General features: G+C 66.2%; 21 protein-coding genes. 12 read left to right on the top strand and 9 right to left on the bottom strand.

The genetic code is table 11. The annotated features are described in order from the left end of the window. Positions 1 to 83 precede the first annotated feature (83 nt). From mltG to ACY3GB_RS09335, 7 genes are read left to right on the top strand one after another with little or no spacing between them, the layout of a single operon-like run. Positions 84 to 1,076 (top strand): endolytic transglycosylase MltG, encoded by a 993-nt coding sequence (gene mltG, locus ACY3GB_RS09365; protein WP_463088486.1) that lies wholly within the window; start codon positions 84 to 86, stop codon positions 1,074 to 1,076. Further along, a complete protein-coding gene (tmk, locus tag ACY3GB_RS09360; protein ID WP_021478795.1) occupies positions 1,073 to 1,714 on the top strand; it encodes a dTMP kinase in 642 nt (213 codons plus the stop codon). The genes mltG and tmk overlap by 4 nt, the downstream gene beginning before the upstream one ends. Further along, positions 1,714 to 2,718 carry a DNA polymerase III subunit delta' gene (locus ACY3GB_RS09355; protein ID WP_463088485.1) on the top strand — a complete coding sequence of 335 codons (1,005 nt, stop codon included), beginning with the start codon at positions 1,714 to 1,716 and terminating at the stop codon, positions 2,716 to 2,718. Before tmk ends, ACY3GB_RS09355 begins: the two co-directional genes overlap by 1 nt. A gap of 14 nt (positions 2,719 to 2,732) precedes the next feature. Next, the gene (locus tag ACY3GB_RS09350; RefSeq protein WP_221665403.1) at positions 2,733 to 3,110 is read left to right on the top strand and encodes a PilZ domain-containing protein; all 378 of its coding nucleotides are present in this window, start codon (positions 2,733 to 2,735) and stop codon (positions 3,108 to 3,110) included. Positions 3,111 to 3,170: 60 nt separating this feature from the next. Beyond that, the gene (locus ACY3GB_RS09345; RefSeq protein ID WP_463088484.1) at positions 3,171 to 3,941 is read left to right on the top strand and encodes a TatD family hydrolase; all 771 of its coding nucleotides are present in this window, start codon (positions 3,171 to 3,173) and stop codon (positions 3,939 to 3,941) included. A gap of 13 nt (positions 3,942 to 3,954) precedes the next feature. Beyond that, a complete protein-coding gene (locus ACY3GB_RS09340) occupies positions 3,955 to 4,338 on the top strand; it encodes a hypothetical protein (protein WP_463088483.1) in 384 nt (127 codons plus the stop codon). A 16-nt stretch (positions 4,339 to 4,354) separates the two neighbouring features. After that, positions 4,355 to 5,131 (top strand): MBL fold metallo-hydrolase, encoded by a 777-nt coding sequence (locus ACY3GB_RS09335; RefSeq protein ID WP_463088482.1) that lies wholly within the window; start codon positions 4,355 to 4,357, stop codon positions 5,129 to 5,131. 47 nt (positions 5,132 to 5,178) lie between these two features. Here the strand turns inward: ACY3GB_RS09335 and ACY3GB_RS09330 are convergent, their stop codons facing one another. The 4 genes from ACY3GB_RS09330 to ACY3GB_RS09315 form a co-directional block, all read right to left on the bottom strand. Then, positions 5,179 to 5,643, bottom strand: a complete 465-nt coding sequence (locus ACY3GB_RS09330) for a CreA family protein (protein WP_463088481.1) — start codon at positions 5,641 to 5,643, stop codon at positions 5,179 to 5,181. 86 nt (positions 5,644 to 5,729) lie between these two features. Continuing rightward, on the bottom strand, positions 5,730 to 6,035 hold the full coding sequence (locus ACY3GB_RS09325; RefSeq protein WP_463088480.1) for a chorismate mutase: 306 nt from the start codon (positions 6,033 to 6,035) through the stop codon (positions 5,730 to 5,732). 54 nt (positions 6,036 to 6,089) lie between these two features. Next, positions 6,090 to 7,112 (bottom strand): tryptophan--tRNA ligase, encoded by a 1,023-nt coding sequence (trpS, locus tag ACY3GB_RS09320; protein WP_463088479.1) that lies wholly within the window; start codon positions 7,110 to 7,112, stop codon positions 6,090 to 6,092. Positions 7,113 to 7,339: 227 nt separating this feature from the next. Next, the gene (locus ACY3GB_RS09315) at positions 7,340 to 7,750 is read right to left on the bottom strand and encodes a nuclear transport factor 2 family protein (RefSeq protein ID WP_463088478.1); all 411 of its coding nucleotides are present in this window, start codon (positions 7,748 to 7,750) and stop codon (positions 7,340 to 7,342) included. Between the two features lie 115 nt (positions 7,751 to 7,865). On the opposite strand from ACY3GB_RS09315, the gene ACY3GB_RS09310 reads away from it, so the two are divergent. Continuing rightward, positions 7,866 to 8,618 (top strand): AraC family transcriptional regulator, encoded by a 753-nt coding sequence (locus ACY3GB_RS09310; RefSeq protein ID WP_463088477.1) that lies wholly within the window; start codon positions 7,866 to 7,868, stop codon positions 8,616 to 8,618. 349 nt (positions 8,619 to 8,967) lie between these two features. Next, entirely contained in the window at positions 8,968 to 9,324 is a 357-nt protein-coding gene (locus ACY3GB_RS09305; protein ID WP_463088476.1) for a translation initiation factor Sui1, read from the top strand. 18 nt (positions 9,325 to 9,342) lie between these two features. Here ACY3GB_RS09305 and ppsR read toward each other — a convergent pair whose 3' ends face one another. Then, positions 9,343 to 10,164, bottom strand: coding sequence for a posphoenolpyruvate synthetase regulatory kinase/phosphorylase PpsR (gene ppsR / locus ACY3GB_RS09300; protein ID WP_463088475.1), 822 nt, complete (start codon positions 10,162 to 10,164; stop codon positions 9,343 to 9,345). A 282-nt stretch (positions 10,165 to 10,446) separates the two neighbouring features. Between ppsR and ppsA the strand changes: the two genes are divergently transcribed. After that, positions 10,447 to 12,834, top strand: coding sequence for a phosphoenolpyruvate synthase (gene ppsA, locus ACY3GB_RS09295; protein WP_463088474.1), 2,388 nt, complete (start codon positions 10,447 to 10,449; stop codon positions 12,832 to 12,834). Positions 12,835 to 12,910: 76 nt separating this feature from the next. Here the strand turns inward: ppsA and ACY3GB_RS09290 are convergent, their stop codons facing one another. The 4 genes from ACY3GB_RS09290 to ACY3GB_RS09275 form a co-directional block, all read right to left on the bottom strand. Beyond that, entirely contained in the window at positions 12,911 to 13,573 is a 663-nt protein-coding gene (locus tag ACY3GB_RS09290) for a redoxin family protein (RefSeq protein WP_463088473.1), read from the bottom strand. Positions 13,574 to 13,690: 117 nt separating this feature from the next. Further along, positions 13,691 to 15,016, bottom strand: coding sequence for a dicarboxylate/amino acid:cation symporter (locus tag ACY3GB_RS09285; protein WP_463088472.1), 1,326 nt, complete (start codon positions 15,014 to 15,016; stop codon positions 13,691 to 13,693). A gap of 143 nt (positions 15,017 to 15,159) precedes the next feature. Further along, entirely contained in the window at positions 15,160 to 15,762 is a 603-nt protein-coding gene (locus ACY3GB_RS09280; protein ID WP_021478811.1) for a MarC family protein, read from the bottom strand. Between the two features lie 168 nt (positions 15,763 to 15,930). Beyond that, the gene (locus ACY3GB_RS09275) at positions 15,931 to 18,618 is read right to left on the bottom strand and encodes a THUMP domain-containing class I SAM-dependent RNA methyltransferase (protein ID WP_463088471.1); all 2,688 of its coding nucleotides are present in this window, start codon (positions 18,616 to 18,618) and stop codon (positions 15,931 to 15,933) included. A 129-nt stretch (positions 18,619 to 18,747) separates the two neighbouring features. On the opposite strand from ACY3GB_RS09275, the gene mutY reads away from it, so the two are divergent. After that, complete coding sequence (mutY, locus tag ACY3GB_RS09270; protein ID WP_463090932.1) at positions 18,748 to 19,794, top strand: A/G-specific adenine glycosylase; 1,047 nt, start codon at positions 18,748 to 18,750, stop codon at positions 19,792 to 19,794. 96 nt (positions 19,795 to 19,890) lie between these two features. After that, positions 19,891 to 22,095 carry a RelA/SpoT family protein gene (locus ACY3GB_RS09265; protein ID WP_463088470.1) on the top strand — a complete coding sequence of 735 codons (2,205 nt, stop codon included), beginning with the start codon at positions 19,891 to 19,893 and terminating at the stop codon, positions 22,093 to 22,095. The last annotated feature ends 122 nt before the right edge of the window (positions 22,096 to 22,217 follow it).

Raw genomic sequence — 22,217 nt, 5'->3', positions numbered from 1 at the left:
CATGTCGGACAGCCTCGCTTGCTGGTATGATTCCGCCTTCGTCGCCATGGCGGCCGTCACATCTGGATTTGCGAAGCGTTTAAATGAAGAAAATTTCCCGCGTTCTGTTGTTGCTGCTGCTGTGCGCGGCGGGGTGGCTGGCCTGGGCGCTGCTGCTGCCGGTCGAGATGCCGGCGGGCGGCTACAAGCTGCTGGTCGGCCCCAACCGCACGATGAAGCAGATCGCCCATTCGCTGGCGAAAGACGGCGCGATACGCGACGGCCAGCTGATGGTCGCGCTGGCCAGGCTCACCGGCTCGGACCGCAAGGTGAAAGCCGGCCTGTACCGTCTGGACGGCAGCCAGTCGATGCTGGACGTGCTCAATCGCCTGGTGCAGGGACATCCGGACGAGGCCAGCCTGACCACGATCGAGGGCTGGACCTTTCGCCAGCTGCGCCAGGCGGTGGAGCGCAATCCGGACATCCGCCATGACGGACGGCAGCTGAGCGATGCGGACCTGGTGGCGCGGATCGGTCTGGGCGACGCCAGCCCCGAGGGCCTGTTTTTCCCCAGCACCTATCTGTTCACGCCGGGCACGTCCGACCTGGACTTGTACCGCCAGGCCTACGCCATGATGCGCCAGCAGCTTGACGCCGCCTGGGCGGCGCGCAAGCCCGGCTTGCCCTATGCCTCGCCGTATGAATTGCTGACCATGGCCAGCCTGATCGAGAAGGAAACCTCCAGCGAGGCCGACCGGCCGATGGTGGCGGCGGTGTTCGTCAATCGCTTGAAGAAAGGTATGCGGCTGCAGACCGACCCCTCGGTGATCTACGGCATGGGCACCAGCTACCAGGGCAATATCGGCAAGGCCGACCTGCGGCGCGATACGCCTTACAATACTTATACCCGCGCCGGCCTGACGCCGACGCCGATCTCGATGCCGGGCAAGGCCGCGCTGTACGCCGCGGCCCAGCCGGCCGAAACCGACGCGCTGTACTTCGTCGCCCGCGGCGACGGCAGTTCCGAGTTTTCCAGCACCCTGGAGCAGCACAACCAGGCGGTGCGCAAATACATCCTGAAGAAAGGCCAGCAATGAGCACGCAGCAGGTCCGACGCGGCCGTTTCATCACGCTGGAAGGCATAGACGGCGCGGGCAAGAGCACCCACCTCTCCTTCATCCGCGACTGGCTGTCCGGACGCGATGTCGACGCCGCGTTCACCCGCGAGCCCGGCGGCACCCCGCTGTCGGAAAAGATACGCGACCTGCTGCTGGATCCCGGCACCGTGGCTTCGCTGGACGCCGAGGCGCTGCTGGCCTTCGCCGCGCGCCAGCAGCACATCGCCGAAGTGATAGAGCCGGCGCTGGCCGCCGGACGCTGGCTGGTGTCCGACCGCTTCACCGACTCCACCTACGCTTTCCAGGGCGGCGGCCGCGGCGTGCCGTTCGAGCGCATCCGCGCGCTGGAGGACTGGGTGCAGCGCGGCCTGCAGCCCGACCTGACCTTGCTGTTCGACCTGCCGACCGAAGTGGCCGCCGGGCGCATGGCCGGCACCCGGGTGCCCGACCGTTTCGAGCAGGAGGCCGCCGATTTCCACCGCCGCGTGCGCGCGGCCTATCTGCGCCGGGCCGAGGAGGCGCCGCAGCGCATCGTGGTGCTGGACGCCGGCCGCGGCATCGCCGACATCCAGGCCGACATCGCCGTCCATCTGCAGCGCCTGCTGGAGCGCGGCTGATGCTGTACCCGTGGCAGAGCGATGACTGGGCGCGGCTCTCCGCCGAGCGCGAGCGCATGCCGGGCGCCTGGCTGTTCACCGGCGGCGCCGGCATCGGCAAGCTGGCTTTCGCCGAACACCTGTCGCTGTCGCTGCTGTGCGAGAGCCCCGCGGCCCATCATCAGCCCTGCGGCCAATGCCAGGGCTGCCGCTGGTTCGCCAGCGGCACCCATCCGGACTTCCGCCGCCTGTCGCCGTTCGCCGACGAGGAGGAGGAGGGCAAGGAAGCCAAGACCACGCGCAAGCTGCCGCAGATCAAGATCGAGGCGGTGCGCGAGGTGATCGATTTCGCCCATCTGACCGCGCACCGCGCCGGCCGCCGCGTGATCCTGGTGGAGCCGGCCGAGAACCTGAACCTGGCCGCCGCCAACGCCTTGCTGAAGATACTTGAGGAGCCGCCGGAGGCCGTGCTGTTCCTGCTGGTGTCGCACGCGCCGCAGCGCTTGCTGCCCACCATCCGCAGCCGCTGCCGCCAGTTCGCGCTGACCCGCCCGTCGGAGCCGGCCGCGCTGGCCTGGCTGAAGGAGCAGGGCATCGCCGATGCCGAGGCGGAACTGGCGCACAACGGCGGCGCGCCGCTGTTCGACCACGATCCCGATCTCGCCGCCCTGCGCGCCCAGTTCGTCCGCGGCCTGGGCCAGCCCAGTTTCGCCGGCATGCTGCAATTGGCGGAGCTGATCGACAAGAACAAGCAGCTGTCTTTGACGCAGCCGCTGGCCTGGCTGCAGAAATGGCTGCATGACCTGGCCGCGCTGTGCCTGGCCGGCCGGGTCCGCTATTATCCAGATCAGGAGAGGGCGCTCGCCGCGCTGGCGCCGCGTTGCGACGTCGTCCTGCTGATGGCCTGCCAGCAGGCCTTGACCGCGCTGGCGCCGTTCTCCCAGCATACCCTGAACATCCGCCTGCAACTGGAGGCGGTGTTGATGGATTATCTGAAGATCTTCGCCGGCGGAAAGGCCGGCTGAGCAAAGGGGCCTGCATGGATGCCGCCAACAACCGGCCTGATCTGAACAATCCCAATCGTCCCGGCGTGCTGTCGCTGCATATCAAGGAGCGCAGCGCGCTGTTCGCCGCCTACATGCCTTTTTTGCGCAACGGCGGCATTTTCATACCCACCAACAAGGAAATGCAGCTGGGCGAAGAGGTGTTCCTGCTGCTGACGCTGATGGAGGATCCCCAGCGCATCGCGGTGCAGGCCAAGGTGGTGTGGATCACGCCCGGCGGCGCCAACAACAGCCGGGTGCAGGGCGTCGGCGTGGAGTTCGTTTCCGGCGAGGCCGGCAAGCAGGCCAAGGACAAGATAGAGACGCTGCTGGGCGGCGTGCTCAACTCCAGCCGCCCCACCCATACCATGTGAGGTCCGGGTAGAGGACGTGATATCCTGTGGACCGGATTCACGTTTTGCTGCCCACCGACCATGTTGATCGATTCCCACTGCCACATCAATTTTCCCGACCTCGCCGAGCGCATGCCCGATGTGCTGGCCAATATGCGCCAGAACCAGGTGACGCACGCGCTGGTGATCGGCGTCAGCCGCCCCAAGTATCCGCAGGTGCTGGCGCTGGCCGAAACGCATCCCAATCTGTACGCCACCGTCGGCGTGCATCCGGACGATAAGGACGCGGAGGAATACAGCGAGGACGAGCTGGTGCAGCTGGCCGCCCACCCGCGCGTGGTCGGCATCGGCGAGACCGGCCTGGATTACCACTGGTGCAAGGGCGAGCTGGACTGGCAGCACGAGCGCTTCCGCACCCATATCCGCGCCGCCAAGCGCGTCGGCCTGCCGCTGGTGATCCACACCCGCGAGTCCGCCGAGGACACCATCCGCATCATGCGGGAAGAGCATGCCGAGCAATGCGGCGGCGTGATGCATTGCTTCACCGAGACCTGGGAAGTGGCCGAGGCCGCGCTGGCGCTGGGCTTCTACATCTCCTTCTCCGGCGTGGTGACCTTCAAGAACGCCAAGCAGGTGCAGGAAGTGGCGCAGAAGGTGCCGCTGGAGCGGATGCTGATCGAAACCGACTCGCCCTATCTCGCGCCGGTGCCGTTCCGCGGCAAGACCAACGAGCCGGCCTATGTGCGCCACGTCGCGGAGTTCATCGCGCAGCTGCGCGGCATCCCGTTCGAGGAGGTGGCGCAAGCCACCACGGACAATTTCTTCCGCCTGTTCGCCAAGGCGGCGGGCTGAAACGGAGAGGGATATGCGGCTGCCCGCATTGGGTTTGATCGGATGGTTGATCGCGCTGCCGGCGCTGGCCAATTGCGTCAACCTGGCCGGACGCAGCTACTGCGCGCCGCCGGGCGGCCAGGCGGTGCTGCACCAGGGCCAGCCCTACTGCGGCGCCGGCGCCTGCGTGTCCGACGAGTTCGGCAATCTGTTCTGCTCGCCGTATCCCGGCGGCGGCGTGGTCCGCGCCCGCGGCGGCTTTTACGCCGGGCCCGGCCTGTGCTTGCTGGGGCCGGACGGCGCGCCGAACTGCGCGGCGCAGCCGGGCGGCAGCTGCGCGATCGGTCCGGGCGGCCAACCGGTTTGCGAAGGCGGCGCCGTCGCCGTACCCGCAGCGCGGGCGCAGCCGTGCCAGTGATCAAGCAAGGAGAGTCGTGAATACGCTAGAAGTCACCATCCTGGGCTGCGGCTCCAGCTCCGGCACGCCGGCGATAGGCTGCGGCTGCCCCACCTGCCGCTCGGACGACGTCCGCAACAAGCGCACCCGCGCCAGCGCCTACGTGCGGGTGGGGGAGCTGGGCTTCCTGATCGATACCGGGCCGGATCTGCGCCAGCAGGCGCTGCGCGAGGGCGTGAGCCGGCTGGACGCGGTGTTGTACACCCATCCGCACGCCGACCACCTGAACGGCATCGACGACCTGCGCGCCTTCTGCTACCTGAAAAAGGGGCCGATCTCGCTGTACGGCAACGACTTCACCATTGCCAACATCCGCGAGCGCTTCGGCTACGCGCTGCAGCCGCCGTCCAAGATGTGGGACAAGCCGGTGCTGCTGCCGGAGGTGGTCAACGGCCCGTTCCGGCACCAGGGCGTGGCGCTGACGCCGATTCCCTTGCTGCACGGCAGCTGGCCCTGTCTGGGCTGGCGCATCGGCGACGTGGCCTGGCTGACCGACCTGTCCCACATCCCGGATAGCAGCCTGCCCTTGCTGGAAGGGCTGGAGTTGCTGTTTCTCGATTGCCTGAACCAGGATCCCTATCCATCCCACCTGTGCGTGGACCAGGCTTTCGAATGGGCGGGTCGCATCGCCGCGCGCCGCACGGTGCTGATCCACATGACCCACAAGCTGGAATATCTCGATCTCAGCGAGCGCTGCCCGCCCGGCGTCGAGGTGGGTTTCGATGGCTGGCGCGCCGAAGTGGCCATGGGATGATGGTTGTCATGTTAAAAAACATGATGATTATCAATGGCTTGTGATTTTTACTTCTTAAGCGGGATCTTCTGGTCCAGCACCGCCACCGCGGTGATCGCGTTGTCCGGGCTGCCGTCCACCAGCTTGTCCGAGTAGGTGAGGTAGGTCAGCACATTGCGCTTCGGGTCGACGATGCGCACCACGCGCACGTGCTTGAACACGAAGGACGCGCCCTCCTTGAATACCTGCTCTTGCGACGGAATCGGCTTGCTGAAGCGGATCGCGCCCACCTGGCGGCAGGCGACGGAGAAGCGGGACGGATCCTTGGCCAACCCCATCGCGCCCTTGTAGCCGCCGGTCTTGGCGCGCGACACGTAGCAGGCGACGCCCTGCACCGAGGGATCGTCAAAGGCTTCCACCACCACCTTGTCGTTGGGGCTGAGCAGCTTGAAGGTGGTGGACACTTCGCCCACCTCTTCGGCCAGGGCCGGCAGGGACAGGCAGGCGAGCAGCAGCAGGACGGCTTGTTTCATCGGTTTTCTCCGGCGTGGGCCGGCCGCCTGGAGCGGCCGGGCTGGGTCACAGGGTGCGACGATTGTAGGCAAAGCCGCCCGCCGCCTCAATCTCCGGCGGCTCGGCCGCGGAAGGCGGCCATCTCGTCGGCGACGAAGTGCTCTATCATCGTGCGGTAGACCGCCGCGGTCAGCACCGGATCGGCGCCCAGCTCGCCGGCCAGCCGCTCGACGCGCCGCATCACCTGGTCCACCCGCTTGCCGCCTTCCACTTCTTCCCGGCTGCGCTTGAACGCGGCCGCCTGGCGCACGTAGATGCCGCGCTCGGCGATCAGCGCCACCAGCGCGCGGTCGACGCGGTCTATCTGTTCCCTGACTTCAGCCAGGTCCTGGCATTGAAAAACGCTGTCCATCCCTTGTCTCCTTGAACGCGCGGAATCGGCGCTTGCGCGTCAGCCCGCGGCGCGTCAGTAGTAATTGAGGCCCATCGCGGCTTTCACCTCGGCCAGCGTGCGGGCGGCCACGTCGCGGGCGCGGCGGGTGCCGGTCTTCAGCATTTCCAGCACCGCGGCGGGGTCCTGGGCATAGCGCTCGCGGCGCTCGCGGATCGGCGCCAGCATCTCCTGCAGGCAGTCTTCCAGATGCTTCTTGATCACGGTGTCGCCCAGGCCGCCGCGCTGGTATTGGGCTTTCAGTTCCGCCACCAGCGCCTGGTCCGGATGGAAGGCGTCCAGATAGGTGAACACCACATTGCCTTCCACCTGGCCGGGGTCGGCCACCCGCAGGTGGTTGGGGTCGGTGTACATCATCTTCACCGCCTGGCGGATGTCGTCGGGCGTGGCCGACAGCGTGATGGTGTTGCCCAGCGATTTGGACATCTTGGCCTTGCCGTCTATGCCGGGCAGGCGGGAGCCTACCTCCGGCACCACGGCGCGGGTTTCCACCAGCACCGGCCGCTCGACGCTGGCGTTGAAGCGGCGGACGATTTCGTTGGTCTGCTCGATCATCGGGATCTGGTCGTCGCCGACCGGCACGATGGTGGCCTTGAAGGCGGTGATGTCGGCGGCCTGGGCGGCCGGATAGGTGAGAAAGCCGGCCGGGATGTCGCGCTCGTAGCCGCGCTGCTTGATCTCGTCCTTGATCGTGGGATTGCGCTCCAGCCGGGCCACCGTCACCAGATTCAGATAGTAGGACGCCAGCTCGGTCAGTTCCGGCACCAGGCTCTGGATGAAGATGGTGCTCTTGGCCGGGTCGATGCCGACGGCCAGGTAGTCCAGCGCCACCTGCAGCACGTTGTCGCGCACCTTCAGGTAGTTGCCCATATTGTCGGTCAGCGCCTGGGCGTCGGCCAGCAGCAGGAACTGCACGCAGCGGTTCTGCAGGATCACGCGGTTGCGCAGCGAGCCGACGTAATGGCCCAGATGCAGCTGGCCGGTGGTGCGGTCGCCGGTGAGAATGATGTCTTGCGAGCTGATAGTGTCCAGATTCATGTCGATCTCCATCGGGTTGGAGAGGTGGCCGACAAGGTGGACTGGGAAGGACCGCCAAAAACTAAACCCGGTGCGCCTTGTCGGCAGCCTCCGGGTTTCATTGCATATGCGTTCGCCGGCGCCGCCTAGGAGAGGCGCCACCACCAAAATCGGATTGCGAATGCGGGTGCGGTTTTCATCTCTTCATCAAAACACGGGGCCGCGCGCCGCGTCAAGCCCCTAGCGGTTCAGTGGCGCGAGCCGAGGTCATGGTCGGCGGCTGGGCCTTCCAGCTGGCGGGTCAGCTCGTCGCAAGTGATGATCCTGCCGTCGCGCAGCGTGATGTGGGCCTGAACCTGGAAGCGGGCGGCGCTGCCGTCCTTCTTGGCGACGCTCACCTGGTGGTGAGTCAGCACGCAGTCGAGATCCTGGGCCACGGCGAGAAAGTGCACTTCCATTTTCTCCACGACTTCGCGCAGCGCGCGCAGATGGCGCTTGAAGCCGGCGAGGTCCAGTTCGCGGCCATCGACGCGCTGGCGGTAGCCGGGGGCCATGTAGCGGGCGATGCTGTCGTCGTCGACGCGGCCGGCTTCGATCAGCTCGGCGAACATGCCGCGGACGATGGCGAGGTTGTCGGGGGCTCGGAGGGAAGTGTTCATGGTGCAGTCTCCTGGAGTGGCGCGCCGCGCCGGTGGTGGATGACAACACTGTAGGAGCTTTACGGTTTGATGCGTTAGCGGCAAAGTATCAATTATTGTCTCAATCGGATCAATCATGGATACGGTCAATCTGCCGTTTCGCTGCGTGGCGGTGCGAGGAGTGTCGCGCGGCGGGGTCGCCAGCCATGTCCACGACGTCGGCCAGCTGATTTATCTGCGCCGCGGCGCGATGTTGTGCCAGAGCGAGACCATGCGCTGGCTGATGGCGGCGGGGCAGGTCGGCTGGATTCCCGCCGGCATGGAGCACAGCGCCGAACCGCTGGCGGAGCTGGATGGCGTGACGGCCTATGCCGACCGCGCCGCCTACCCGGATCTCCCTACCGAGGCGCGAGTGGTGCCGGCCGGCGGCATGATGGGCCTGCTGCTGGAGAGGCAGCTGAGCTATGAGGCGGAGCCATGGCGCGGCCGCCGGCAACGGCTGGCCGGGGTGATCGTCGACGAGCTGCTGCAATTGGCGCCTTTGCCGCAGCAGCTGCCATTGCCGGCCGAGCGCCGCTTGCGCGCGCTGTGCCGGCGGGTGCTGTCGGATTTGGGGCGGGGATGGCTGCTGGACGAGCTGGCGGCGGCGCATGGGTTTTCCCGCGCCAGCCTGACGCGGGCGTTCGCCAGGGAAACCGGGGTATCGTTCGGCAATTGGCTGGGACAGGCCAGGCTGCTGGAGGCGGCGCGCCTGCTCAGCGGCGGCGCGGCGGTGGGAGAGGCCGCGTTACAGGTAGGCTATCAGTCCCTGAGCGCGTTTGGCGCGGCGTTCCGTCGCCATCTGGGTATGGCGCCGGGCGAATTCCAGCGTGCTCAGGCCCGGGTTTGAATCCAGCGGCGCGGCGCGGGCGGGCTTTGGGCCGGGGGCGGCTTGCGCAGTGTTCAACAGCCGGCGGAACAGCATTTCCGCCAGTTCGCGCTGGGCCGGCGTTTGTCCCTGGCTGGCCGCGGCGATGCCATTGACCCGTTGCGGGGACGGCTGCCGCAAGACCGCGATCGGCGGCAGGTGGGGATCGGGCAGATTCATGACGCTCTCTTTGGTAATATTCACAATATTTGAGAGCGAATAGTTGCTATTGTTCTGTTGTTTTCAGGAAATTTACAAATAAACAATGGCATAGCGCTAAATGGCGCCTTGCCTGGATGGCATGGCTGGCCATGCCGGGAGAAAAATGACGATGGCGAGAGAGAAAACGGGCGGGCTGGTGTATTCCACCGAGCACGGGCGGATGTGTCCGGCATGCCGGCAACCTGAGGCGGAATGCCGCTGCAAGGCGCCGACAGGCCCGGCCGGCGACGGCGTGGTCCGGGTATCCAGGGAAACCAAGGGCCGCGGCGGCAAGGCGGTGACGGTGGTGAAGGGGCTGCAGCTGGCGGCCGACGAACTGGCCAAGGTGGGGAAGCAGCTGCGCGCGCGTTGCGGCAGCGGCGGCACGGTGAAGGACTGGACGCTGGAGATCCAGGGCGACCACGTGGAGATCGTGATCGCCGAGCTGGCCAGGCTGGGCTTCCAGGCCAAGCGGGCGGGCGGCTAAGCGCCGCCCGCGCCGGGATCAGAACTTACGGCCCAGGGCGGCCTTGTGCATGATGGTGGACGCGATCTCCTCGATCGACTTGTGGGTGGTGCTGATGAAGGGCACGCCGTGATGGCGGAACATCGATTCCGCCTCGTTCACCTCGCGCCGGCAGTTGTCCATGCTGGCGTACTTGGAGTCCGGCCGGCGCTCCGAGCGGATGTGGTGCAGCCGGTTGGGATCGATGGTGAGGCCGAACATCTTTTCCTTGAACGGCAGCAGGATTTTGGGCAGGGTCGGGCTGCCCAGGTCTTCCGGCGTCAGCGGGTAGTTGGCCGCGCGGATGCCGTATTGCAGCGCCAGATAGAGGCAGGTCGGCGTCTTGCCGGAGCGGGACACCCCGACCAGGATCACGTCGGCTTCGTCCAGGTCTTTCAGCTTGACGCCGTCGTCGTGGTTCAGCGAGAAATTCACCGCCTCGATCCGGTGATCGTATTTTTCCTCGTTGACCATACCATGGGCCTTGCCCACCGTCAGGGTCGCCTTCTGGCTGAGCTCGCCCTCCAGGCGGCCGATGAAGGTTTCGAAGAAGTCGATCAGCACCACGTTTTCCAGCCGCAGCGCCTCGCGCACTTCCGGGTTGACGATGCTGGTGAAGACCAGCGGACGCAAGTGGTCGCGTTCGGCGATTTCGCTGATCCGTTCGGCCAGCGCGCGCGCTTTTTCCACCGTGTCGACGAAAGGCACGGTCTCGCGCTGGAAGTCGAGCGCGTCGAACTGGGTCAACAGCGTGTGGCCCAGCGATTCTGCGGTGATACCGGTGCGGTCTGAAATGAAGAAGGCTGAACGGTGGTGCGACATGGATGACCTTGCGGATGGTGGATTTGCCTGCTGCAAAGTGTATACCGGCGCGGGCGGCGGCGATATGGCGGGATTCGCTCGGTTTTCTTCATGTAATCATAAAATTACATGACAATTGACTATTGCGAACGGTCATTTTCAAAACAACTGTTTGATTGTATTGATTTTGTTTACCGTCCTGTCGCAAAAAGTCTTGTGCAGCGCAAAAGATGCTACGCAATTCGCACGTAATTCGGCTAGAATGCGGCCCATCGTCCCAATCCCAACACAGGAAGTGAAGTGATGGCAGACAACTACGTCATCTGGTTCGAGAAGCTGCGCATGACCGACGTGGAAGAGGTAGGCGGCAAGAACGCCTCCCTCGGTGAAATGATCAGTCAGCTGGCGGGTTCCGGCGTTCGTGTTCCCGGCGGCTTTGCCACCACCGCCCAGGCGTACCGGGATTTCCTGCAGCACAATGGCCTGGCCGACAAGATCAGCGCCGCGCTGGCCAAACTCGATATCGACGACGTCAGCGAACTGGCCCGGGTGGGCAAGGAAATCCGCCAGTGGATCATCGACACCCCGTTCCCGGCCAAACTGGATGCCGACATCAAGGAAGCCTGGGACAAGATGGTGGCCGACGCCGGCGGCGCCGACATCTCGGTAGCGGTCCGCTCTTCCGCCACCGCCGAAGACCTTCCCGACGCCTCGTTCGCAGGCCAGCAAGAAACCTTCCTGAATATCCGCGGCCTTGACAATGTCAAGGATGCGATGAAGCACGTTTTCGCCTCCCTCTACAACGACCGCGCCATTTCCTACCGCGTGCACAAGGGCTTCGCCCACGACGTGGTGGCCTTGTCCGCCGGCGTGCAGCGCATGGTGCGTTCCGACAAGGGCGCGGCCGGCGTGATGTTCACCATCGACACCGAATCCGGTTTCGAGGACGTGGTGTTCATCACCGCCTCTTACGGCCTGGGCGAGACCGTGGTGCAGGGCGCGGTGAATCCGGACGAGTTCTACGTGCACAAGCCGACGCTGAAAGCCGGCCGTCCGGCGGTGCTGCGCAAGACCATGGGCTCCAAGCTGATCAAGATGGAGTTCACCGACGCGTCGCAAGCCGGCCGTTCGGTCAAGACCGTGGATGTCGAGCCGGCGCTGCGCAAGGAATTCTCGATCAACGACGCCGAAGTGGCCGAACTGGCCCAGTACGCGCTGATCATCGAAAAGCATTACGGCCGCCCGATGGACATCGAGTGGGGCCGCGACGGCGTGGACGGCAAGCTGTACATCCTGCAGGCGCGTCCGGAAACCGTTAAGTCGCAGGAAGACCGCAAGGACACCCTGCGCCGCTACCGCCTGAACAGCAAGTCCGAAATCCTGTGCGAAGGCCGCGCCATCGGCCAGAAGATCGGCCAGGGCACCGTGCGCACCATCCGCGACGCGTCCGAGATGGATCAGGTCAAGCCCGGCGACGTGCTGGTGACCGACATGACCGACCCGGATTGGGAGCCGGTGATGAAGCGCGCCGCCGCCATCGTCACCAACCGCGGCGGCCGCACCTGCCACGCGGCCATCATCGCGCGCGAGCTGGGCATCCCGGCCGTGGTCGGCTGCGGCGACGCCACCCGCGTGTTGAAGGAAGGCATGCAGGTCACCGTGTCCTGCGCCGAGGGCGACACCGGCAACATCTACGACGGCCTGCTGGACGTGGAAGTCATCGATCTGGAACTGGACAAGATGCCGAAGGCGCCGGTCAAGATCATGATGAACGTCGGCAACCCGGAACTGGCGTTCGATTTCGCACAATTGCCGAACGAAGGCGTGGGCCTGGCGCGGATGGAGTTCGTCATCAACCGCCAGATCGGCATCCACCCGAAAGCGCTGCTGGAATTCGACAAGCTGAGCCCGGAGCTGAAGGAAACCATTTCCGACCGCATCGCCGGCTACGCCAGCCCGGTGGACTTCTACGTCGACAAGATCGCCGAAGGCGTGTCCACGCTGGCCGCGGCTTTCTATCCGAAGAAGGTCATCGTGCGCATGTCGGACTTCAAGTCCAACGAGTACGCCAACCTGATCGGCGGCCAGCTGTACGAGCCGCACGAAGAAAACCCGATGATCGGCTTCCGCGGCGCCGCCCGCTACGTGGCCGAGTCGTTCCGCGACTGTTTCGAGCTTGAATGCCGCGCCATCAAGAAGGTGCGCGACGTGATGGGCCTGACCAACGTCGAGGTGATGATTCCCTTCGTCCGCACGCTGGCCGAAGCCGAGAAGGTGGTCGAGATCCTGGCCGAAAACGGCCTGAAGCGCGGCGAAAACGGCCTGCGCCTGATCATGATGTGCGAGCTGCCGACCAACGCGGTGCTGGCGGAGAAGTTCCTGCAGCACTTCGACGGCTTCTCGATCGGCTCCAACGACATGACCCAGCTGACGCTGGGCGTGGACCGCGACTCCGGCGGCCCGATCGCCTCCACCTTCGACGAGCGCAACGAGGCGGTGAAGGCGATGCTGCACATGTCCATCCAGGCTTGCCGCAAGCTGGGCAAGTATGTCGGCATCTGCGGCCAGGGCCCGTCCGACCATCCGGATTTCGCCAAGTGGCTGGTGGAAGAGGGCATCGAGACCGTGTCGCTGAACCCGGACACCGTGGTGGAAACCTGGCTGTATCTGGCCAAGGAACTGAACAGCTGAGGCTGACGGTTATCCATCGGTGAATGAGAAACCGCCCGGTAACGGGCGGTTTTTCTTTGCCTGCCGCTGACCGGGCTCAGCCTCCGGCGCCGCCGTTCCGGCCGAGCTGATCCTGGATCAGCTTGGCTTTTTCCAGCAGCCGCTCGGTGCCTTTTTCCCGCTCCGCCTCCTGTTCCTGCCGCGCCTCCGCCGCTTCGCGCTCGGCGGCCATCGCCTGTTGCTCGCCTTCCTGCAGCAAGGCGTCGATGGCGTCGAAATTGAAGAGGTCGCGGGTGTTGGCCAGCCGCTCCGAGTAATGGACCACGTTGGCGGCGTCGGCCAGGATGATGGACGGGGAGGTGTAGCCGCTCAGCGGGTACTCGGTGATCAGCACGCCGTAGCGTTTGTGGAAATCGCGGCCGCGCAGCGTGGACAGCAGCGCGATATTGGGCAGGCCGTGCTCGTGCCGCGCGCGCGCCAGCGACGACGGCGAGTCGACGGTGATCACGATCAGCTTCAGATGGGGCCAGCTATCCAGAAAGCGCCGGGTTTCCCGCAGCAGCAGCAGGCCGGCGTGCTCGTCCTCGTCGACCGACAACAGGGTGACGATCAGCTTCGGCGTGTGGGAGAAGCCCTCCAGCGGAGCGTCGCGCTTCTGGTCGTCCACCAGCATGAAGCTGGGCAAATAGCTGCCTTGGCGTGGGAAATCGCCGATGACGGGCAGCATTTCATCGCCGTATTGCACCCAAAAGTCTTCCATTTCCACTCCTCCTAGCATTTTCATCGTGGACGAGCGGACAGCGAAATCAAGAATTTCGTCCTAAATGAAACGAAAAACCCGCCTGGCGGCGGGTTGGCGGAAACGGGCGCGGGCACCTCAGGAAGTCTGCAGCGCCGGCTCCGGCGCGGCTTCCTGCCGGTTTCTGGGCGGGGCAGGCGGCTCGGCGCCTTCCAGCACCTGGCGCATTTTTTCCACGTCCAGCGCCTTTTCCCACTTGGCGATCACCACGGTGGCGACGCCGTTGCCGATCAGGTTGGTGATGGCGCGCGCTTCGGACATGAAGCGGTCGATGCCGATCAACAGCGCCAGGCCTTCCACCGGCAGCTTGCCGCCCAGCGTCGCCAGTGTGGCCGCCAGGGTGATGAAGCCGCCGCCGGTCACCGCCGCCGCGCCCTTGGAGGTCAGCAGCAGCACGCCGATGATGGCCAGTTCCTCGCCCAGCGTCAGGTTCACATTGGTGGCCTGGGCGATGAAGATCGCCGCCATGGTCAGGTAGATGGAGGTGCCGTCCAGGTTGAACGAGTAGCCGGTGGGCACCACCATGCCGACCACCGGCTTGGAGCAGCCCAGGTTTTCCAGCTTCTTCATGATGCCCGGCAGCGCGGATTCCGACGACGAGGTGCCCAGCACCAGCAGGATTTCTTCCTTGATGTAGACCAGGAAGCGCCACAGGCTGAAGCCGGAGAAGCGGGCGATGGTGCCCAGCACGATGAAGACGAAGGCGAAACAGGTCATGTAGACGCAGGCCATCAAAAAGCCCAGCTGCTTCAGCGAACCGATGCCGTACTTGCCGATGGTGAAGGCCATCGCGCCGAAGGCGCCGATCGGGGCCAGCTTCATCAGCATGTTGATCACGCCGAACAGCGCGTGCGAGAACTCGTCCAGGATGTGGACGATGTTCTTGCCGTTGTCGCCCATTTTGGTCAGCGCCAGGCCCAGCACCACCGAGAAGGTCAGCACCTGCAGGATCTCGCCGCTGGCGAAAGCGCCGACGACGGTGTCCGGGATGATGTGCAGCAGGAAATCGACGGTGTTCATTTCCTTGGCGCCGGCGGTGTATTTGGCGATGTCCTTGGCGTGCAGCGTGTGCGGGTCGATGTTGAGGCCGGCGCCCGGCTGCAGCAGGTTGACCACGATCAGGCCGATCACCAGCGCCAGCGTGGTGACGGCTTCGAAGTAGAACAGCGCCTTGACGCCGACGCGGCCCACTTCCTTCATGTCGCCCATCTTGGCGATGCCGACCACGACGGTGGCGAAGATGATGGGGGCGATCATCATTTTGATCAGCTTGATGAAGGCGTCGCCCAGCGGTTTCATCTTGGCGCCCAGGTCAGGGGCGAGGGCGCCGAGCGTGACGCCCAGCGCGATGGCGATCAGCACCTGGACGTACAGGCGCGAAAAGAAGGGGGTCTTGGTTTGCATGGTTCTCCCGACTGGCGTTGGTTGCTTCGGATGCGGACTCTTGGACGGTCCATTTGCATCCGATGCTAACAACTGCCATCAGCCGGGAGCATTGTCGATATCCCTATCGGGGATAACCCTGATGCCGTATCTGCTTTGAATAATCAGTGCAGCTGTTTCAGGTAGGAGGCGAAGCCGCTGAGCAGCATTTCCACCGAGATGGCGGTCAGCACCAGGCCCATCAGCCGCTCCAGCGCGGTGATCGCTTGTTCGCCCAGCAGTTTCTGCAGCTTGCCGGAGAACAGGAACACCACGGTGGTGACCAGCATGCAGATGGTCAGCGCGCCCATCCATTCCAGCATCCGGCCCGGCTCGCGGGTGGACAGCAACAGCACGGTGGCCATCGCCGACGGGCCCGCGATCAGCGGAATGGCGATCGGCACGATGAAAGGCTCGCCGTGCAGCTTGTCGCCGCCGAACACGCTGCCTTCGCCGGGGAAGATCATCTTGATCGCGATCAGGAACAGGATCACGCCGCCGGCGATGCGCATCGACTCGTCGGTCAGGTGCATCAGCTCGAGGAAGTTGCGGCCGAACAGCATGAAGATGGTCAGCACCAGGAAGGCGATCAGGCACTCGCGGTAGACCACGCGCTTGCGGCGCTCGGGCTTCACCTGCTTCAGCGCGGAGATGAACAGGGGGATATTGCCCAGCGGGTCGGTGATCAGGATCAGCAGGATGGTGGCGGACAGAAACGAGGTTTGCATGGTCTGAGGCTTGGGTGGGGTTGGCGGCGATTATCGCATGCCGTCAGGGTGGCCGCGAGCGGGGATGCGACTGAAAATTAACCGTTTTCGCGATTCCTGGCGGCGAACGTCCGTAAAAATGCCGCCCGGCCATCGGCGGGGCGGCATGTCGCCGGAGCGGGCAGGCGCTTACTGCTCGCCGTTTTCGGGCTCGGTCCCGCCGTTTTCCCCGTCCTTCTGCTTGCGCGCGCTGCCTTCCACCATATTGATGACGAACAGCCGGCATTGCAGCGAGCCGTTGAACAGCGGCGTGCGGCGCTTCGGCGCCAGGTGGATCAGCTTGCCCAGGCGCAGGTCGCCGCTGAACAGGCAGGCGGTCCAGCCGGCGAAATGGGCCTTCAGCCAATCGCCCAGCTCCGGGTACCAGGCCGCCAGCTGGTCCTGCTCCTCCAGCCGCACGCCGTAAGGCGGATTGCTGACGATCAGGCCGTGCTCGGCGTGCGGGCGGGTGTCGGCCACGTCGGCGGCGGCGACCTCGATCAGGTCGGCCAGGCCGGCGCGCTCCAGGTTGGCGCGGGCGATGCTGACCATGGCCTGCGAGCGGTCCGAGCCGCGGATGGCCAGCGAAGCGGCCGGCTGCTCGGCCTTGCGGGCGTCCAGCTGCAGTTTTTCCCAAACCGCGGAATCGAAGCTGGACAGCGCTTCGAAGCCGAAACGGCGGGCGCGGCCGGGCGCGCGGTTCAGCGCGATGTCGGCGGCTTCCACCAGGAAAGTGCCGCTGCCGCACATCGGGTCCAGCAGCGGTTGGCTGCCGTCATAGCCGGCCAGCAGCAGGATGCCGGCGGCCAGGTTCTCGCGCAGCGGCGCCTCGCCGGTTTCCTCGCGCCAGCCGCGCTTGAACAGGGGCTCGCCGCTGGTGTCCAGATAGATGGTCGCCTCGTTGGCGGTCAGAAAGACGTTGACGCGCACGTCTGGGTGGCGGGTATCGACGCTGGGGCGGCCCTGATGGGTCTGGCGGAAGCGGTCGCAGATCGCGTCCTTCACCGTCAGCGCGATGTAGTCCAGGCTCTTGACGCGGGCGGCGATGCCGTCGGCCTTCAGCTTGATGGTGCGCGACACGTCGAACCAGCGCGGCCAGTCCACGCCCATCGCCAGCCGGTAGATGTCCTGTTCGCCGTGGTAGCCGCCGTGGGCCAGGCGCAGCAGCACGCGGCTGGCGGTGCGGCTGTGCAGGTTGACGGCCATCATCAGGCGCGCGTCGCCGGCGAAGGCCACGCCGCCGTCGGCCGGCGCGATGTCGCCTGCGCCCAGCGCCAGCAATTCGTCGGCCAGGATCTGTTCCAGGCCGCGCGGGCAGGGGGCGAACATGGCCAGCCTGCTGTCCAGGCGGTTGGTGATCACGTTTTCGGCGCGGGCGGCCGGCGCGTGGCCGTGGCCGCCGTCATGCGGGCGTTGTTCGAAAGCGCGGCGCGGCTGGTCGACGCGATGGGTGTCGCGGAAGGTCTGCAAGCCGCGCGGACGATGCTCGTTCCTGTCGCCGCGCGGGTTGCGGTCTTCGCGCGGCTGCCACTGCGGCTTGTCGTCGCGGCGGGTGCGGTTGTCGCGCTCGCCGTCCTCGCGCTTGGCGAACAGCTTGCGCGGCGCGTCGCCGTCCTGGCGCGGGGCGCGCTCTTCGCGCGGCTGCCATTGCGGCTTGTCGTCGCGGCGGAAGCGATTGTCGCGCTCGCCATCCTCGCGCTTGGCGAACAGCTTGCGCGGCGCCTCGCCGTCCTGGCGCGGGGCGCGGTCTTCGCGCGGCTGCCATTGCGGCTTGTCGTCGCGGCGGAAGCGGTTGTCGCGCTCGCCGTCCTCACGCTTGGAGAACAGCTTGCGCGGCGCGTCGCCGTCCTGGCGCGGGGCGCGGTCTTCGCGCGGCTGCCACTGCGGCTTGTCGTCGCGCTGGACGCGGTTGTCGCCGCCCTCGCGCTTGGCGAACATCTTGCGCGGACCGTTGTCGCCGTAGGGCGCGCGGTCTTCGCGGGCTTGCCATTGCGGCTTGTCATCGCGGCGGAAGTCGCCTTCGGCGCGCGGCTTGAATTCGCGGGGCGGGGCGTTTTCGGTATGCAGCGGCTTGCGGCCGGACGGGCCGCGGTCGCGGCTGTAGCGCTTGTCCTGCGGCGCGCCGTCGCGGCGGAAGTCGGAGGAGCGTTCCACGCCTTCCGGCAGCGGCTTGCGGCTGGACGGACCGCGGTCGCGGTCGTAGCGGCGCTCATGGCCGGCTTCCGGCTGGCGCTTGTCGAAACGGCGGTCGTCCTGGCGCGGTTGCCAGGACGGCTTGTCGCCGTCGCGGCTGAAGCGTTTCTGCTGGCCTTCGCCGCGGTCGTCGGGGCGCTTGTCGAAGCGGCGGTCGTCCTGGCGCGGCTGCCAGGCCGGCTTGTCGCCGTCGCGGCTGAAGCGCTTCTGCTGGCCTTCGCCACGGTCGTCGGGGCGCTTGTCGAAACGGCGGTCGTCCTGGCGCGGCTGCCAGGCCGGCTTGTCGCCGTCGCGGCTGAAGCGTTTCTGCTGGCCTTCGCCGCGTTCGTCGGGGCGCTTGTCGAAGCGGCGGTCGTCCTGGCGCGGCTGCCAGGCCGGCTTGTCGCCGTCGCGGTTGAAGCGTTTCTGCTGGCCTTCGCCGCGGTCGTCAGGGCGCTTGTCGAAACGGCGCGGTTCCTGGCCGGGCTTCCAGTCCGGCTTGCCCGGGCCGGGGCGTTGTCCGGAGTAGGGCGCGCGCGGCTTGCCGTCTTGCGGCTGCCGATCGGGAGCGCTCGGGTTTCCGCCTGCCGGCGAGTTGGCCGCGCGTTCGCGGCTGGTTTGATCGCGGCGCTGGTTGGCGCGTTGGCGGGAGCGGAAACTGGACATGAAACGACCTCGAATGGACAAGCTAAAATAAGTAATTGTTTAATTTTAACGTATTTGGCCGCCGCCTGCTTGGTAACGCTGCGGCTTTCCGCTACCATAATCGGTTCGATTGGATATTGGATTGCGATGTTGCACAGCAGTTTCGCCTCCCGGCTGGTGGCCTGGCAACGGCGGCACGGCCGCCACGACCTGCCTTGGCAGGTGAAGGATCCATACCGCGTCTGGCTGTCCGAGATTATGCTGCAGCAGACCCAGGTGAAGAGCGTGCTCGATTATTATCCGCGCTTCCTGGCCCGGTTCCCGGACGTGGCGGCGTTGGCCGCCGCGCCGGTGGACGACGTGCTGGCGCAGTGGAGCGGCCTGGGCTACTACAGCCGGGCGCGCAATCTGCACAAGGCGGCGCGGATGGTGATGGACGAGTTCGGCGGCGCGTTTCCTGCCGAACGCGAGCAGCTGGAGTGCTTGCCCGGCGTGGGGCGCTCCACCGCCGCCGCGATTTCGGCCTTCGCCTTCGGCCGGCGCGAAACCATTCTCGACGGCAATGTCAAACGCGTGCTGGCGCGCTGTTTCGGCATAGACGGCTTTCCCGGCGACAAGGCGATAGAGAAGCGCATGTGGACGCTGGCCGAGCAGATTCTGCCGGCCGACGCCGCCGACATCGGCCCTTATGTGCAGGGCCTGATGGACCTGGGCGCGACGGTGTGCAGCCGCGGCAAGCCGGCCTGCGCCGTCTGTCCTATGGTGGACGGCTGCGTGGCGGCGCGCGAGGGCCGCACCGGCGAGCTGCCGACGCCGCGGCCGAAGAAAGCGGTGCCTACCCGGCATACGGCGATGCTGCTGGCGCGGCATGAAAACAAGGTATGGCTTGAGCGCCGGCCGCCCACCGGCATCTGGGGCGGGCTGTTGTCGCTGCCGGAGTTCGCTACCACCTTGGAGATGGAAGATTGGCTGAGCGGCCGCGGCGATGGCGACATGCTGCCCGCCTGGCCGGAGCTGGAGCATGTATTCACCCATTTTCGCCTGATCATCACGCCGCAGCCGGTCCGGATCGACCGCCTGGCCGCGGCGGGAGTCGCCGAGGCCGACGGCCAGTGGCTGGACATCGACCAGGCGGTGGACGCCGGCGTGCCGGCGCCGGTGCGCCGATTGCTGCTGAGGCTGGCGGCGCATGATTGAAAGAGGGCAGGCTCGTCCTGCCCGCGTGGCCAATCCGCTGGCCGGGCGAGCCCGGCCGCGGTTTTCAGACGGCGAGTCCGTCCAGATAGAACTGATATGGTTTCCGTAGTCCGCACCGTTGCCGATACCCTGGCCGACGCCGCCGACCCCGCGCGCTGGCTAGAGCGCATGTCCGCCGTCTTTCCCCATGAGGAAGGCGCGCTGCTGGCGCGCGCCTTTCACGCCGCGCGGGAGCTGTACGCCGGCAAGACCGTCCCTTCCACCGGGGAAGACCTGTTCACCCACGCGGTGGCCGCCGCCGCGGTGGTCGCCGACCTGAATCTGCTGCCCGACGCCATTGTCGCCACGCTGCTGTTTTCGGCGCCGGACTACCAGCCGGAATGGCAGGCCTGGCTGACCGAGAACTTCAACCCGACCGTGGCGATGCTGGTGGACGGCGTCGGCGGCGTGCGCCGCATCACCGAGTTCGCCCGCATCGACAGGATGGCCACGCCGGAAGACTGCGCGCGCCAGGCCGAGACCATGCGCAAGATGCTGCTGGCCATGGTGGCGGACATCCGCGTGGTGCTGATCAAGCTGGCCTGGCGCACCCAGACCATGCACTACCTGGCCAACGTGCCGGACGAGACGGTGCGCCGCCGCATCGCCGGCGAGACGCTGGAGCTGTTCGCGCCGCTGGCCAACCGGCTGGGCGTCTGGCAGATCAAGTGGGAGCTGGAGGACCTGGGCCTCAGGCACACCGAGCCGGACACTTACAAGAAGATCGCCAAGCTGCTGGACGAGCGCCGGCTGGAGCGCATCGATTACATCGAGCGGGTGCTGGACGTCCTGCGCGAGGAGTTGAAGAAGGCCGGCGTCAGGGCCGAGGTGGCCGGCCGGCCCAAACACATCTATTCCATCTGGAAGAAGATGAAAAAGAAAAAGCTCGATTTCACCGAGCTTTACGACATCCGCGCGGTGCGCATCCTGGTGGACAAACTGCCCGACTGCTACACCGCGCTCGGCATCATCCACGGCATGTGGCAGCCGATCCGCGGCGAGTTCGACGACTACATCTCCCATCCCAAGGCCAACAACTACCGCAGCCTGCACACCGCGGTGGTCGGCCCGGAGGACAAGGCGCTGGAGGTGCAGATCCGCACCTTCGAGATGCACGAGCACGCCGAGTTCGGCGTGGCCGCCCACTGGCGCTACAAGGAAGGCGGCAAGGGCGACGCGGCTTACGAGGAAAAGATCTCCTGGCTGCGCCAGCTGCTGGACTGGCGCGAGGAAATGTCCGACCGCGAAGGCCTGGCCGAGGCGTTCAAGACCGAGCTGTTCGCCGACACCATCTACGTGCTGACGCCGCAGGGCAAGGTGCTGGCGCTGCCGCAAGGCGCGACGCCGATCGACTTCGCCTACGCCATCCACTCCGGGCTGGGCAACCGTTGCCGCGGCGCCAAGGTGGAGGGGCAGATCGTGCCCTTGTCCACGCCGCTGCAGAACGGCCAGCGCGTGGAAGTGCTGGTGGCCAAGGAGGGCGGGCCGTCGGTCAACTGGCTGCACGACGGCTGGGTGAAGAGCCACCGCGCCATTTCCAAGATCCGCCAGTACATCCGGCTGCAAAACGCCGACACCGTGCGCGAGACCGGCAAGGCGCTGTTCGAGCGCGAGCTGGCGCGGCGGCCGCACATCCAGCCCAATCTGCAGCAGCTGGCGGAAAAGCTGGGCTACGACAAGCTGGACGAAGTCTACGGCGCGCTGGGACACGGCGAGCTGACGATACGCGCGGTCAGCAACGCGATCACCAGCTTCGCGCCGCCGCCGGCGGTGGAGGTGCAGCCGGAAAGCCTGATCCGCGCCAGCAAGGGCGGCCATGACGCCGGCGGCGTGCTGATCGAGGGCGTGGACAATCTGATGACGGTGCTGGCCAAGTGCTGCAAGCCGGCGCCGCCGGACCAGGTGATGGGCTTCGTCACCAAGGGCCGAGGCATCTCCATCCACCGCAGCAGCTGCCTGACGCTGAAAAAACTGTCGCAGGAAGTTCCGGAGCGGCTGATCGCCGCCGAGTGGGGCGAGCAGAAGAACAGCGTGTTCCCGATCGACATCGAGGTGATGTCGCAGGACCGGCCGGGCCTGCTGCGCGACATCTCCGACGTGCTGTCGCGCGAGAAGCTGAACCTGATCGGCGTCAACACCCTGTCGCGTGACCTGAAGAGCCGTTTGCGGCTGACGGTGGAAGTGCGCCAGGTGCAGGACATCAGCCGCGTGTTGTCGCGCCTGATGGAACTGTCCGGCGTGCAGGAGGCGCGCCGGGTCTGAGCGGTGACGGCGAAGCCGGCTGGAATGCCCGCGGGACGGGCGTTGCGGCCGGTTTCTCTTTTGGCGCGGGCGAGTGGCCGGCGCCGGACGGTTTGCGTTTAAGCAAGTCGCATCGATTCGCA

This window comes from Chromobacterium sp. Ag138 (assembly GCF_055181315.1).
The sequence above is the reverse complement of the archived record's forward strand: the minus strand, read 5'-3'. Positions and strand labels throughout refer to the sequence as shown.